This window comes from Paraburkholderia dilworthii (genome assembly GCF_000472525.1).
GTDB lineage: Bacteria > Pseudomonadota > Gammaproteobacteria > Burkholderiales > Burkholderiaceae > Paraburkholderia > Paraburkholderia dilworthii.
The window spans coordinates 1-14965 of the sequence record NZ_AWZT01000078.1; the positions used below are offsets into that span (position 1 = coordinate 1).

Consider the following 14965-nt stretch of genomic DNA (forward strand, 5'->3'; position numbering starts at 1 on the left):
AGGTATCCCGAGGATCGGACTTGCGTGTCCTCAGGCAGCGAGCCGTCGACCTTCAGCTCGCGCGCCGCGCGATGCGACGCTGCGTATCCATCGAGCGTGATGGTTTGCGGCGGCTGGCCTTGATGTTTGATTGCCTTGCTGAAGAACGCTTTCGCCGCGGCGACATCGCGCTTTGCCCGGAGCATGAAGTCAACCGTGTGCCCGGCTCGATCAACCGCCCGATATAGGTAGACCCANTTGNCACGAATTTTCAGATAGGTCTCGTCGACACGCCACGACCGTCCGGCGAGCGTGTCGAATCGATTCCAACGTTTGACGAACTCCGGCGTATAGTGCTTCAACCAACGGAGGATCGTCGTGTGGGCCAGAGCCACGCCGCGCTCGGCCATCATCTCGACAAGGTCGCGCAGACTGAGCTTGTAGCGTAGATACCAGCGAACGCAGAGAATGATCACGTCACCGTCAAAGTGACGACCCGCAAACAACTCCTGCAGGGTCTGGCGCTTGCTCATTGGCGGGGCCTCTTATCGGTCAGCCCGTTACGATAACCGAACTGATCGCCCTATTTGCACCAAATCCTACCGGAGCGGGACGGTAATCAGCGCCAATTGGGGATTGCCGCGGTGGAAGATAAAATCGTCCAGCGCGCTATATCGCAGTGTTGAACGCGATATGCGGGGAAAACCGTTCTCGGATTCTAGCTTGGTTCCACTGACTTGCCGCCCGCGGGCGGTCAATGTCAGATATTCACCACGACACGGCCAGTGAGTTTCCCAGCGCCAAATCGTCTTGCTGTCTCGATCACGTCATCAAGCTGAATTGTCTTCGTGATTTGCGCCAGCTTTTTCCGGTCGAGTTCCTCAGCCAGTCTGGTCCACGCTTCTGCGCGCCGCTCCATTGGGCACATGACCGAATCGACGCCCACCAGAGTGACGCCTCGCAGGATGAACGGAGCCATCGTTGCCGGGAAATCCATCCCCTGGGCCAAACCGCAGGCTGCAACGGAACCACCGTATCGGGTCTGCGCACACGCGTTTGCGAGCGTATGCGATCCGACGCTATCGACGACGCCTGCCCAACGCTCTTTTTGAAGCGGCTTGCCGGAACCTGAAAGCGTCTCGCGCGCAATCAGAGATGAAGCACCAAGCGCTCTGAGAAATTCGCCCTCCTCCGGCTTGCCGGTCGAACCAACAACCGTATATCCCCACGAACTCAGCAACGAAATGGCGAACGTGCCTACGCCGCCGGTCGCACCGGTCACCAGAATCTCGCCGTCCTGAGGCCGCACGCCGTTTTTTTGCAGCGCCATGCAGCAGAGCATCGCCGTGTAGCCGGCGGTGCCAATTGACATGCAATCGGCGGTCGACATCGTCGAGGGCACGGATTGCAGCCAACTGCCGGGCAAGCGCGCCTTTTCGGCGAGACAGCCCCAATGCGCTTCGCCCAGCCCCCAACCATTGATGAACGCCAGATCACCGGCTTTCCAGCGGGGATCGCTAGACTCGAGCACTTCTCCTGCGCCGTCGATCCCCGCGACCATCGGCCATTTACGAACGACTGGAGAAAGGTTGCCGATTGCAAGGCCATCCTTATAGTTGAGCGTCGAATGCATCACGCGCAGGAGCACGTCGCCTTCGGCTAGTGAATTGCCATCGAGCGCGCTGTCGTCGAGTGTGTCGAGCGCGGCCGAAAAGCTTCCGCTTTCGTCCTTCTGAAGATACACAGCTTTGAATGACATCAATGATTCTCCGTGATTGGCTCAGGCAGTTCAGGCGACGTTGGTGAAGACGGGCTTACGCTTTTCCAAAAACGCCTTCACGCCCTCGGCCGCATCCGATTCCTTCTGGAGCATACGCGCCGTCGCCCGCTCGAATTGTTCAGCTTGGGTGACTATCTCGCGTCGGCATCAAGCGCAAGATCTGCCGCGTGAGCTCGAATTCGTTCTGAATCCATATCCAATGACTGGCATGTCCAGTAGTAGATGGCCGCCGACACCACAAGCCCGACGATCATGCCGACATCTGTGCCGCCAAGGAGACGTGCTACGGGACCGGTATAGATTCCATTGGAGAAGAACGGAATCATCGCTGTAAATCCCACGAAATACGCCGTCAGCCCGCGCCAGTTCCACCGCCCGTACATTCCATCCGGGTTAAAGATTTCCCTGACCGAATAAGTGGTCTTGCGCACAAGGTAGAAGTCGACAAGGTTGATCGCTGTCCACGGGGTGAACAGATACAGGAGGATGCCAAGGAAGTCGCCGAATCTCGCCATGAAATCACCCGACGCGCTCAGTGCAATGAGCGTCGCCGAGACAGCGACAATCGCAAGGCTGACGAAACGGGTCGTTGTGGTGGGACGCGACGGTCGGAACGAATCAGCAATGCTCAGCAGCGTGAGCGACGCCCCGTAGAAGTTAAGGCTCGTCATTGTCAACAGCGTTGCCAACGACAACACGAGTGTCACCGTGCCGAGTCCCGGATAAATCGAGTCGCCCACGACCTGGACCGCTGCTGAAATATCGAGCTTCGCATACATCGCGGCGGCCGCCGTGCCGACGAGCATCATCCAGGTGCCCCCTATGAACGCGCCGAGATAGGTCCACCAGAACGACGCACGGACACCAACGTTCGCCGGCAGATAACGCGAATAGTCAGACACGTAGATTGACCAACTCAATTGGTACGCTGCCGCTGCGAAGAGTTGCGCGAAGAAAGGGATCGTCCTGAAACCACTCAGACTGAATTGCGACGCGTCGAAGTGGACGCAGAATATCAAGCCCGCAGAAAACACTGTCAGCACGACAATCATCGCTGCGGCAAGCCACTGCTGTGCCTTATGAATCAAATCGTGTCCGAGGAATGCGACCGTAAGCGCCAGCACGGTGAATATGACCAGGCTGCCTTTGGCGCCGACATGGACCAGGTGATGAACCGTATCACCGGCAAGCACCTGATTGAATGCGTTGTAACCGACGTAGGTAACAAGCGCAACGACCCAGACGAGAAGCGCCCCCATGTAGCCGAACTGGGGACGCGACTGGATCATCTGAGGCAGGCCAAGTTGCGGACCTTGAGTCGAATGGAATGCCATGAAGAACGAACCCAGCGCGGAACCAAACACAACCGCGAGTGCTGTGCACAGAAAGTTGGCACCCATGGCGCTGCCGATCGCTCCCACTGCAAGCGTCGCGATCTGCGTGTTGCCAGAGAACCAGATCGGCCCCAGATGCCAAGCCTTCCCATGCCGTTCGGACGACGGCACATAGTCAATTGAACGCCGCTCGACTGCCAGATGGGCTTTCGGTCGTGCTTGGGAAATGGGCGAGGTAGTCTGCTGCATGTTTGTCTCCAACTCTTTTGATGTAGGCGTGATGTAAATGCACCGTTCGCTCACGCGCAACCTGCCCTTCAACGTACGCGGAGATCATCCGTAGCTCGAAGGTGATCGCGATCAGAGATTGTCGCGGTCAAGACCGATGCTTCGTTTTCTGATCGCCCACGCAACCGACCGTCGAGCAGCTTCGTGGCCAGCGGGACTAATACGTCAAAGCCAATTTCGTTGGAAATCAGAGAGAACTCTGACAGGCCGAGGTCAGTCCCGGGACGCATCCCGCCGTCTTAGCTTCTCGCTTTCTATCCATACGAATCATTTCACTCGCGCGCTCTGCGATCATCAATGTTGGCGAGTTGGTGTTGCCCGATGTGATCGTCGGCATGATCGAAGCGTCGACCACCCGTAAGCCGTTCACACCATGCACGCGAAGACGCGAATCGACCACGGAGTCTGGATCGTCCGCCATACCCATTCGGCAGGTTCCGACGGGGTGAAAGATGGTTGTTCCCACGTCGCCGGCCGCATGCCGCAATTCATCTTCGGTCTGGAATTGGATTCCAGGGAGAATTTCCCGTGGCCGAAACCGTTCAAGCGCGGGCGCCGACACAATGCGCCGGGTCAGCCGCAGGGCGTTTGCCGCGACATGACGGTCCTCCTCGGTCGAAAGGTAGTTGGGCGCAATTCTCGGTGCCATCGCCGGATCACTCGACGTGATGTGCACGCTGCCCCGTGAGGACGGCCGCAACTGACAAACCGACGCGGTGAACGCGTCGAACGGATGCAACGGTTCTCCGAACCGTTCGAGTGACAGCGGCTGTACATGGTACTGAACGTCAGGTCGCGTCAGCGTTCCATCATTCGGATCGGATTTTGCAAACACGCCGAGCTGCGACGGCGCCATCGCCATCGGCCCACTTCTGAATACGCCGTATTCGAGGCCGATCATCAGTTTGCCCCACCAGCGAGCGCTAAGGGTGTTTAACGTCCGGACGCCCTCCACCTTGAACGCCATGCGCAATTGCAAATGGTCCTGCAGATTCTCGCCGACACCTCGAAGATCCTTGATCACCTTGATTCCATGCTGAGCCAGGCGATCGGAATTTCCGATTCCAGATAGTTCCAGCAATTGGGGAGAATTGACGGCTCCCGCACAGAGAATCACTTCACGTCGGGCCTTGGCTACGCGCCGCTCGTCTCCGAGACAGAGTTCGATTCCTGTGCAGTGATTGTTCTCGAACATCAGTCGCCGTGTCTGCGCATTCGTGAGAACCGTCAGGTTCCCGCGCTTTGCTGCAGGTCGAAGATAGGCTTTCGACGCATTCCACCGGATGCCGTGTTTTTGATTGACGTCGAAATACCCGACTCCTGTGTTGTCGCCTCTATTGAAATCGTCCGTCGCTGGTATACCTGTCTGTTGCGCGGCTTGGGAAAACGTCTCAAGAATGTCCCATTTCAACCGCTGCTTCTCCACACGCCACGGGCCGCCAGCACCGTGAGCATCACTGGCACCAGCATGGAAGTCCTCGCTCTTCCTGAACGTCTCGAGGACAGTCTCCCACCCCCATGACGAATCGCCGGCTATGCGGGCCCATTCGTCGTAATCCTCGCCCTGACCCCGCATGTAGATCATGCCGTTAATCGACGAGCAGCCACCAAGGACCCGGCCTCGCGGATAGGCTAACGCCCTGCCGTTCAGCCCTGCCTCAACGCACGTCTTGTAGCGCCAATCGGTCCGCGAATTTCCAATGCAGTAGAGATAGCCGACCGGGATATGAATCCAATGGTAGTCATCCTTTCCACCGGCCTCGATTAGCAGTACCGACACGTCTTCGTCTTCGCTCAAACGGCTTGCGACCACGCAACCCGCCGTACCTGCGCCAATCACGATATAGTCGAATTCACCCACTGACTGCTTCGAGCTGGTTCCTTTGATTTTCCCTTCCGACATCTTGCCTCCTTGTATCTGTGCATATCGATTACTGGCCGTTTTTGCACCCTGTCGCTTTGACAACATCCGATGCATGGGTGCGGACAACGTCAGGTCGACGTCTGCTTTGCTACGGATCTGGACCGCAACCATTCCATGGTGATAAGCAGCAGACTTGAAAAGACGATAAAAATTGATGCAAGCGCAGCGACCGTGGGCGTGATGTTTTCACGAATCCCAATGAACATCTGAAGCGGGAGCGTTCCCTGCGTCGGGCCGGCGATGAACATGGTGATCACGACGTCGTCCAGCGACGTAGCAAACGCAAACAGCGCTCCGGAAATCACACCGGGCGCGATGATCGGCAAAGTAACCCGGAAGAACGTTCGGACCGGCGACGCGCCCAGACTTAGGCTGGCTCGTACGTAGTTCTGGTTGAAGCCGGCAAGCGTTGCGTTTACCGTGATCACGACAAACGGCGCGGCGATCACTACATGCCCGAAAATCAGGCCGGCATAGGTCCCGGCCAGTCCCCAGCGGGCAAACAACAGATACATCCCCACTCCTGTGACGATCACCGGGACGATCATCGGGGAGATCAGGACGGCGACCAGCAACCCTTTGCCCTTGAACGACGCCCTGTTCAATCCTAGTGCGGCCAGCGTCCCGAGTATGGTCGCGGCTATCGTAGCGATCGGCGTCACGATGAGGCTGTTGGCTCCGGCGCGCGCCCAGTCCGTCGACGTGAACAGGTCGTGATACCACCTGAACGAAAACCCATGGATCGGATAGACGAGAAACGAGTTCTCGTTAAACGAAAGCGGAATGATCGCCAGAATAGGCAGAATCAGAAACACAAGAATCAGGACGTTCGCCGATCGCAAGGCGTAATGCCAAACGATTTCCGGCGTCGACACGTAGGGCGCGAAACGCGGCATGCTGGTTTTCATGATGCTAGGCCACCTTTATTTCTGTTCCGACGATCTTTCGATAGAGCGCAAAGAGAATCAGCGTCACGAGAAGGAGAACTGCACCGAGCGCGCACGCCATCCCCCAATTCAGCGCCACATTGGTGAAATATGCGATGTAGTAGCTGACCATCTGATCACCTGCCCCACCGAGCAGGGCGGGGGTGATGTAGTAGCCCAGTGCAGTAATGAACACCAGCAGACCACCCGCCCCAACGCCAGGAAGCGTCTGCGGTACATAGATTTTCCAGAATGCCCCGAAGGGGTGGCTCCCCAGCGAAATCGCGGCCTTTGTATAGCTTGCCGGGACAGATTTCATCACGCTGTAAAGCGGCAAAATCATGAATGGCAGGAGGATGTGAGTCATGGCGATCAGCACCCCCGTCCTGTTGAACAGCAGCGGCAACGGTTTCGAAATCACATGCAGCGCCATCAACGCCTTGTTGACCAGGCCCTCGCCCTGAAGAATCACAATCCATGCAGAAATGCGGACGAGGATCGATGTCCAGAACGGCAGAAGCACCAGGATCATCACGAGATTCGCCTTGCGGGCTGGCAGGATTGAGATCCAGTAGGCGAGCGGATACCCCAGCAAAAGCGCCGCGAGCGTCACGAATCCGCTGATCTCAAAGGTCCGCATGAACACGGAGCGATATGCCGACGCGCCGTTATCGACCGGCACGATCCGACCATCGGAACTTTCCCGATAGTCGATCGTGGCAAGGAGATACTGGCTTGTGTAACGGGACGACTCGCTGGCTATCGCCCGCCAGTAACTCGCGTCACCCCAGCGCGGATCGATTTCGATCAGGCGTTTCTTCATCTCCTGCGCAGGAATCGCTGCATCGTTATCGCCGAAGGGCAGCGCGCTGGTCGTCCTGTAAAACAACGAGCGGAAACCATCCTTCTGGCCGTTCAGGCGACCGGCCGCGGTGCCCGCATCGTTATTTCCTCCGTTGCTTTCCACGTCGAGCACCAACGCACGGTAAGCGTCGTCGGGAACGGGCGACTTGCCATTCCAATGTCTCAATGCCGAAGTCGTTTTCGGCAATGCATCGACCACCTCGGGATTTTGAATCGATCGCGAGATCATCGACGCAACCGGCATCACAAACACCAGCAGAATAAAGATAGCAAGCGGCGCTACCAGCGCAAACGCTACGACTTCCTTGCGGAATTGGACGACTCGCAGCGACCTCTTGAGCTTACGCGTGTCCCAGCTCTGTTGCTGAGAAGTGATGGTGCTCATACATCCTCCCTTTCCGTTATCTGGCAGCCCACGCAGTAAAGCGTTGCTCAAGCGCATCGCCATGGTCTGTCCAAAACTCGACGCTATTAGGAATCGCTGTAATTCCGTTCTGGGCTGAATTGGGAAGCGCTGCCAGAGTCGCGGCGTCAAGCAGTTTAAGCGCAGCCTTGTTGGTTGGACCATACGGAATTTGCTGCGCGAACGCGGCTTGCGGCTGAGCCTTCAGTACATACGAAATGTATTTTTGGGCCGTATCCTTGTTCTTCGAACCCTTCGGAATAACGAAGAAATCCAGTTCGTAGATACTTTGATCCCAGGAAACGGCGAGATTTTTATTCCCTTCTCGTTGAGCTGCATCGATGCGCCCGTTATAAGCCGTCGACATGGCGACATCTCCCGCAATCAGGAACTGCGGAGGCTGAGCGCCAGCCTCCCACCACTGAATATGGGGTTTGAGTTCGTCCATTTTCCTGAACGCCCGCTCGACGCCTGTGGGTGTGCTGAGTACGGTGTAGACATCCTTCGGTGCCACCCCATCCGCCATTAACGCGAATTCCAGGTTATAGCGGGCCTCCTTCTTCATTCCCCGCTTTCCCGGGAATTTCTTCACATCCCAGAAGTCCTTCCAGCCGTGCGGCGTGCTCCTGCTCAGCGCGGGGTTGTACGCGAGTACGGTCGACCACACAAACGTTCCTGCTGCGCACGGTGTCGCAGCCCCTGCCATCAGGTCACCCTTGCTGGCGATCTTCGACCAGTCGAGCTTCTCGAAGAGACCATCCTGGCAACCACGACCGACGTCTGCCGACTCGACCTCTACGACATCCCACGTGACGTTTCTGGCCTCGACCATTGCTTTTACCTTCGCCATCTCGCCCGTGTACTGAATGGCGTTCGTCGCAATGCCGCTCTCCTTCGAGAACGGGTCCACCCATGCCGCCTTTTGAGCATTACCGTCCGCCCCGCCGTAGTTGACAGTCGTGAGCGCACCGGCAAAAGCCGCAGTTGACAGGCACGCCAGCACTGCGGCGCAGATCATTTTCGAGTTCGATTTCATTGTCTCCTCCTACTGTGTAATGGAAATTGAAAACTTCAGCTCAAGATCTTCAGGTGGTCTTCCCGGAAGGAAAGGGAGATCCGGTTCCCCGAATGAACGTAGGATTGCCAATCGTTCTCAAGCGGGACTTTCACGAAACACTCGGCTTCTCCGGGACCGCGGCAACGCAGCCGGACATGGTCACCAAAATAAATTGCGTCGAGTGTTTCGGTGTGTATGGTATTCGCCCCGGGTGTCAGATGAGATTCAACAGATAGCCGTTCTGGGCGGATAACTGCCGTCGCCTGGTGTCCGACGTCAGCACTCGCCACATTGAGGGCGCGCACCGTCGTCCCATCGGCGAGGCGCAGGTGGCAGTAGCCACCGTCCCTCGTCACGACAGTGCCCTTCATCCGATTGTTGTCGCCGATGAAATTCGCGACAAAGAGATTTCTCGGCGATTCGTACAGACGATCCACGGTATCGAGTTGCTGGATCACCCCCTGGTCGAACACGGCGACACGGTCGGACATCGTGAGTGCTTCGCTCTGGTCATGCGTGACGTAGACGAACGTCAGTCCGAGCGTCTCATGCAGCGCCTTCAACTCCAGTTGCATGTGTTCGCGCAATTGTTTGTCGAGCGCACCGAGAGGTTCATCCATGAGCACGAGCTGAGGATTGAAAACCAGCGCGCGCGCAAGGGCGACGCGCTGCTGCTGGCCACCCGAGAGCTGACTGGGCATCCGTTTGCCCAGCTTCTCCATGCCGACCATTTCGAGCGCCCGCTTTACCTTTGCGCCTCGTTCGTCGGCCGGTATTTTCCGAACCTTGAGGGGATATTCCAGATTCTGTGCGACCGTGAGATGGGGAAAGAGCGCATAGTTCTGGAACACCATCCCGATATTGCGTTTATGTGGCGGGACCCGGTTCAGCAGTTGACCATCGAGCCAGATTTCGCCGCCGGTCGGGTACTCGAATCCTGCAAGCATCATCAGGCAAGTCGTTTTCCCCGATCCGGATGGGCCGAGCAAGGTCAGAAACTCGCCTTTCTGGATGTCGAGATTCAGATCTTTGACAACTAACGTTTCACCGTCGTAGGTTTTTTTAACGTGACGGAAGCTCACGAGAGCTTTGGTCTGATCCTGCATGGCTGTCTCCAATATAAAATATTTATATCCCACCAAGGCCTCGCACACGCTGGATGTGCTCGCATCGAACGAACTGACGAAACGTCGGCACAACCTTCTCATCACGTGTTGCAACGACGCATGCAACGACGCACCTCTGGCACCACGGCTTCACGCCGGCATGCTCTGTTCGCCGCACTGCCCGACGTAGAGGCCCGTCTAGCTGGGCAGGTACTCTTCAGACCAGCTATCGCCGACCGCATGTCGAGCCAGGAGCATCTCGACCTCCGCATCGCTATACCCGAACTCGCGCAGAACGGCGTGCGTCGACGCACCGAATTTCTCGGCTGGAGGCAATGCACGAATCCGCGCGTGACGTGGACGAATCGCAAAGGGATCGAGCTGCGTGACACAACGGCCACTCGGATGGTCCGCATAGACGCTGAACGAGTAGCTGCCGTTGTCGATACCGGAACGATCGTCGCAAGGCCTGCTGTATTGCCGGCGCAGATTGACGATGTTGTCCGGGACCGCCGCAGCAATGTTGGCGGCCTGCAATCGGGTCTGCCATATTTCAGCGGAGGCGGTGCCGAGAGCACACGCGAGAAACGCAGCCGGATCCTCGGCGACGGCGATCCCGTTCAGACCGTCCACCCGATCCAGCTTATCCAGCTCGCTTTCGCTGGTATCCACATAAATCCAGTTGTCCGCGGCGCGGAAGAAGCGGGACATCGCACCAGAGCCGCGCACGTCACGACCGGACGGTTCGTCGAACGGGCGGCGGTCCGCATAGTCGTACGCAAACGGAATCTGCACCAGATTGCCAAGCGCAGCGAGAGAGGTTCTGGCACGCCCCACTTCACCGGTTCTGGCCTTGCGATACAGCGCGGCCGCGACACCCAGTGCAGCCGCGAACCCGCACATGACGTCGATTGTCCCGACGTGAGCATGTTCCTCCGGTGTCTGCATCCCACCGCCGAATCGCACCATGATTCCCGTACATGCCTGGATCAGATCGTCGTAGCCGAGATAGTCGGTCCGCGGCCCGCGTCGCGGACCGCCAAAGCAGTCGAGTTGACAGAAGATCACGCCGGGATTGACGGAACGCAGGCTTGCTTCGTCCAGCCCAAGCGGTGCCAGTTGACGATCAGGAGCGTTCATCACGATCACGTCGACAGACCGGGCAACGCGATTGAACACCTCGCGTCCATCCGGGTGATTCAGATCGACGAGCACGCTGCGTTTTCCACGGGCCGAAGACATCCCGAAGACAACGGTATTCCATGGGTCGTAATTCGGCGCGACTGGGTCGAGTTTGATGACATCGGCGCCGAACCGGCCGAGAAACGACGTCGAATGCGGCCCGGCAATCACGTTGGTCAGATCGAGGACGCGCACCCCGTCGAGCCAGCCCTGCGCGCCTGTGTCCGACGGAGGCGGCAGTTCAGCACTCTGCTGCTCATCGAGAATGCCCAGCGCATCCTGAAAAGTCACGGGACAGCGGGACTTCGGTGAAAGCATCGATTCGGCACAGTCTTCGAGCCAGGAAACCGGGCCGGGTTGTTTCATCGTGCCGTACTCAAGATCGTCGACATTCACGACCAGACCGGCAGCATTGGCGTGATCATCGTGCAGCCACTCCTGCATGGTACAGTGTGCTGCTCCGGGAAAGCCGCCTTCGCCAAAGATCTTTTCCCACTCTGCTGCGGTTTTCGTGCGGAAGACTTCCGTCATGCGCGCCGAAATGCGCTTTGCCCAATGCTCGGGCAACGGATATACCCCTAACGACGCGTCCCCTTCCCATTCGGAAATCGGCAAGTACGGGTCATCGATCCTCGGCAATCCGGCCGCCAGCATTTCGTCATAGAGTCCCATGGCCTGCAGGCAACGCCGCGCGTGCGACCGATGCGATGGGCACACTGCGTAAAACTTCCGACCATCAGCACACTCGTACGTCCGGTAGAACGGATCGAGATACTCCTGAAGAGCTTCGTACGACAGATCCATCGGAAGATCATTCGAACGCCGTCGCTCAATTTCCTTTTCACGCAGAGTCTTGTATCGCTCGGGATAGTCCTCAATATGAATCGAATTGTAGGAGAGCCCCTCCATCACTGCCGAAGCCAGAGGAACTTCAATTTCATCCCCCACTCCGGTGTGCTGCCGCGCCTGCAATGCCAGCGCGACTGCGGAGACTGCCAGCATGGTGCCGTAGGCGGACGCGAGCGGCAAAGGCGAGAAACTTGGATTGATTCCCATCAGTACGCGGTTCTGCCCCATGTCCGAGAAGACGCCCGAAGCGGAAGCGATAATCGGCTCGAAGGCCCGCCATTCGCGACGCAGTTGGTCGTTACTGGCGAAACCCGGCATTGACAGTGTGATCAACTGCGGGCGTTCTTCACGCAGCTTCGCGAAATCGAGGCCCAGCCGCGTCATCACGCCAGGCCGGAAATTTTCAATAACGATGTCCGCACGTCGGACGAGACTCTTAGCTTCTTCCAGCCCCTTGTTGGCCTTCAGGTCGAGCCGCATGCAATACTTGTTGCGGTTCAGTACCGCATTCGCCGGGCTATCCCAGAGCGGCCCAGCAGGCGGGTCGACATGAATAACGGTGGCGCCAAGGTCCGCGAGGATCATGGCGACAGCCGGACCTGCAATGTACTGGCCGAAATCTATAACTTTCACGCCGCTAAACGGCAATTGCTTGTTCTTTCCCATAATCTGGCGAGTCGCCTCCAAACTGGTCGCATCGCGCGACCTTCCATCATCGTGTTGTGGGTAAACCCCGTGACTGCCAACCGTACGCGTTGAGATGCGTGTTGGACGGCGATCAAACTGGATGAAGGCAACTTTCTGCCAGAAGCGGTAGTGGGTAAAGCAATAAAAATAATGATGGTGGGTCTGTTTTTTTTATGGCTGATGCAATCGAGGAGGACGACTGCGGGCCGCGGCATCGCGCTCTGCCCCGGATGCGCGAGCCCGCCGCGAAGTCAGTGTCGCGCGTGCGCTTCCTGCGCCTGTGCGCTTAACCATGCGACGAACGCAGCCGCGTGAGGGTTAACAATGCTGTGCTGGGAGTAGACCAGATAGAACGCCTCACTAGTAGGAAGGCGGGGTTTTAGCGGCGCGATCAGTTGTCCGGAAACCAGCATGTGTTCAACGAGAGATGACCGGGCGAGTGCAACGCCCAGGCCTAGTTCAGCGAACTTGAGTGCAGAAATCAGCGTATCGAACTGCATCCCCTTCGACGAGTCAATTTTCGATGCTCCGGCTTTTTTAAGCCAGTAGCCCCATCCCTCCTCGTAGCCCAGCACGTGGAGAAGTTCGTGATGCGCGAGATCCTTCGGCGAGGAGAGAGGCGCTTTGGGAGAAGGCAACCCGGGAGCACATACGGGCAGCAGCGCGTCCCAGGTCAGTCGCTCGGCACGCAAGCCGGTCCATTGCCCATGGCCGTAGCGGATCTCCAGATCGGCCTCGACATCGGTGACACTGCTATCGCCTCCCCAGATATTGCTCGTGATGCGCAGATTGACATTCGGATACCGCTTGCGGAAATCCGGCAGTCGCCATGAGAGCCAGTGCGTGAAAAACACCAGGCTGACACGCACGGTCAGTATTTTCAGGTGCCCTTGCCCGAAAATTTCGTCGGTGGCGGCAGCGAGTCGCTCGATCGCTTCGTGGACGACCGGCAGATATGCGAGTCCCGCCTCGGTCAATTCTATGCCGCGCGGTAGGCGCTTGAACAATGCCGTGCCAAGCTGAGATTCGAGTCCTTTCACCTGTTGGCTCACGGCCGCCTGGGTGAGATTCAGTTCGGTCGCGGCGTGCGTGAAACTTAGGTGTCGGGCCGACGATTCAAACGCACGCAGCCAATTGAGCGGTGGGAGTCGTTTCATTTTGCGAATTGCAGTGGCGGATCGGGACGCGACCGGAAATATTGGTATTCTATTGCGTCGGCACTGTCCCAGTCGCTCGTTGGACGAAGTGGCTCGTAACAACGTGAGAATGCATAGGTCGCATACCTGCGGCCCAGAGTACGGTCTGTCCACGCATGCCGCCGACTTTCGATAAAAGCGCCATATGCGCCGAGCGCACACTGGTGTGAGATCCCGGGAGCAGCAGTTCGGAAGCGTTTGGCGCAGGCCGCTTTCGCGGCATCGTACGGATCACGAACTACAATGAGCGGTGATCGCGTCAATGGCGACCAGGATCGTTTGCACGAACGATATGCGACCGAAACAAATCGATGTGGACCCCGAGCAATCGGTAGAACCAGCCTCTTCGAAGCCATCGTTCAACCGTCGTCGGGTATGGCCGGCAGAGAACCGTATCCTTCCGTCACCTTGCAGAAGCAGGCTATCTCGTCGACCGAAGAGAGCATCCCTGCCCAGGCCAATTGATTCGGGGGATTGGCAGACTGTAGCGCTGCCAATTCCAGCTCGCTCAGTTCGAGGCCGGTAAGCCCGGTCGTTGCTGGACGGCGAGTACCTGCAACGACGTTCTATACATCCGGTGCTTATTTGGCGGTCGGCATCGCGAATTCAGCGCCCTTGCCGATGCTCGACGACCAGCGCTGCATGATCGACTTCTGCCGGGTATAGAACCTCACGCCTTCTTCGCCGTACGCATGCATATCGCCAAACAGGCTCTTCTTCCAGCCGCCGAAGCTGTGCCATGCCATCGGCACCGGAATCGGCACGTTGATGCCGACCATGCCGACCTGAATGCGTCGCGCGAATTCGCGGGCGATGCCGCCGTCGCTGGTGTAGCAGGACACGCCGTTTCCGAACTCATGCGCGTTGATAAGGCTCACCGCCTCACCAAAATCCTTCACACGAACGCAGGCCAGCACTGGACCGAAGATTTCTTCCTTGTAGATCCGCATGTCGGGCGTCACATGATCGAACAGCGTGCCGCCCGTAAAGAAGCCCGTCTCGCGGCTCGGCACGCGAATGCCACGTCCGTCGACGATCAGTTGCGCGCCTTCCTTCACGCCTTGCCCGATGTAACTCTCGATGCGTTGAAGCGCTTCGCCGGTGACGATCGGCCCCATTTCGACCTCAGGCGACATGCCGTCGCCGATTACGAGGTTTCGCGCACGCTCAGCCAGTGCGGGCACGATGCGATCGGCGACGTCGCCNACCAGCACCGCAACGCTGATCGCCATGCAACGCTCGCCGGCTGAACCGTAGGCGGCACCGATCAGCGCATCGACGGCCTGATCGAGATTGGCATCGGGCATCACGACGAGATGATTCTTCGCGCCGCCGAGCGCCTGCACGCGCTTGCCCTGCTGCACGCCGCGCTGCTGCACGTACGCCGCGA

At 58.1% G+C, this 14965-nt stretch carries 11 protein-coding genes; all 11 read right to left on the reverse strand.

The genetic code is table 11. The features are described from left to right. The coding region (locus tag F759_RS0133565) for an IS6 family transposase (RefSeq protein ID WP_027803652.1) at positions 1 to 512 on the reverse strand (512 nt) is incomplete at its 3' end. 227 nt (positions 513 to 739) lie between these two features. Then, positions 740 to 1738: an acrylyl-CoA reductase (NADPH) gene (gene acuI / locus F759_RS0133570; protein WP_027803653.1), complete on the reverse strand. Its 999-nt coding sequence runs from the start codon at positions 1736 to 1738 to the stop codon at positions 740 to 742. A gap of 152 nt (positions 1739 to 1890) precedes the next feature. After that, the gene (locus F759_RS0133580; protein WP_051377557.1) at positions 1891 to 3342 is read right to left on the reverse strand and encodes a purine-cytosine permease family protein; all 1452 of its coding nucleotides are present in this window, start codon (positions 3340 to 3342) and stop codon (positions 1891 to 1893) included. Positions 3343 to 3568: 226 nt separating this feature from the next. Beyond that, positions 3569 to 5284, reverse strand: a complete 1716-nt coding sequence (locus tag F759_RS0133585) for a GMC family oxidoreductase (RefSeq protein ID WP_027803655.1) — start codon at positions 5282 to 5284, stop codon at positions 3569 to 3571. 89 nt (positions 5285 to 5373) lie between these two features. Next, positions 5374 to 6213, reverse strand: a complete 840-nt coding sequence (locus tag F759_RS0133590) for an ABC transporter permease (protein WP_027803656.1) — start codon at positions 6211 to 6213, stop codon at positions 5374 to 5376. A gap of 4 nt (positions 6214 to 6217) precedes the next feature. Continuing rightward, positions 6218 to 7480, reverse strand: coding sequence for an ABC transporter permease (locus F759_RS0133595; protein WP_027803657.1), 1263 nt, complete (start codon positions 7478 to 7480; stop codon positions 6218 to 6220). A 16-nt stretch (positions 7481 to 7496) separates the two neighbouring features. Then, complete coding sequence (locus tag F759_RS0133600; protein ID WP_036025942.1) at positions 7497 to 8534, reverse strand: ABC transporter substrate-binding protein; 1038 nt, start codon at positions 8532 to 8534, stop codon at positions 7497 to 7499. Positions 8535 to 8569: 35 nt separating this feature from the next. Next, on the reverse strand, positions 8570 to 9661 hold the full coding sequence (locus tag F759_RS0133605; RefSeq protein ID WP_027803659.1) for an ABC transporter ATP-binding protein: 1092 nt from the start codon (positions 9659 to 9661) through the stop codon (positions 8570 to 8572). A 198-nt stretch (positions 9662 to 9859) separates the two neighbouring features. Beyond that, positions 9860 to 12358 carry a CoA transferase gene (locus tag F759_RS0133615; protein WP_027803661.1) on the reverse strand — a complete coding sequence of 833 codons (2499 nt, stop codon included), beginning with the start codon at positions 12356 to 12358 and terminating at the stop codon, positions 9860 to 9862. Positions 12359 to 12630: 272 nt separating this feature from the next. After that, positions 12631 to 13536 carry a LysR substrate-binding domain-containing protein gene (locus tag F759_RS0133620; protein WP_027803662.1) on the reverse strand — a complete coding sequence of 302 codons (906 nt, stop codon included), beginning with the start codon at positions 13534 to 13536 and terminating at the stop codon, positions 12631 to 12633. A gap of 620 nt (positions 13537 to 14156) precedes the next feature. Then, positions 14157 to 14965: aldehyde dehydrogenase family protein (locus tag F759_RS0133625; protein WP_027803663.1), on the reverse strand; the 809-nt coding region annotated here is incomplete at its 5' end.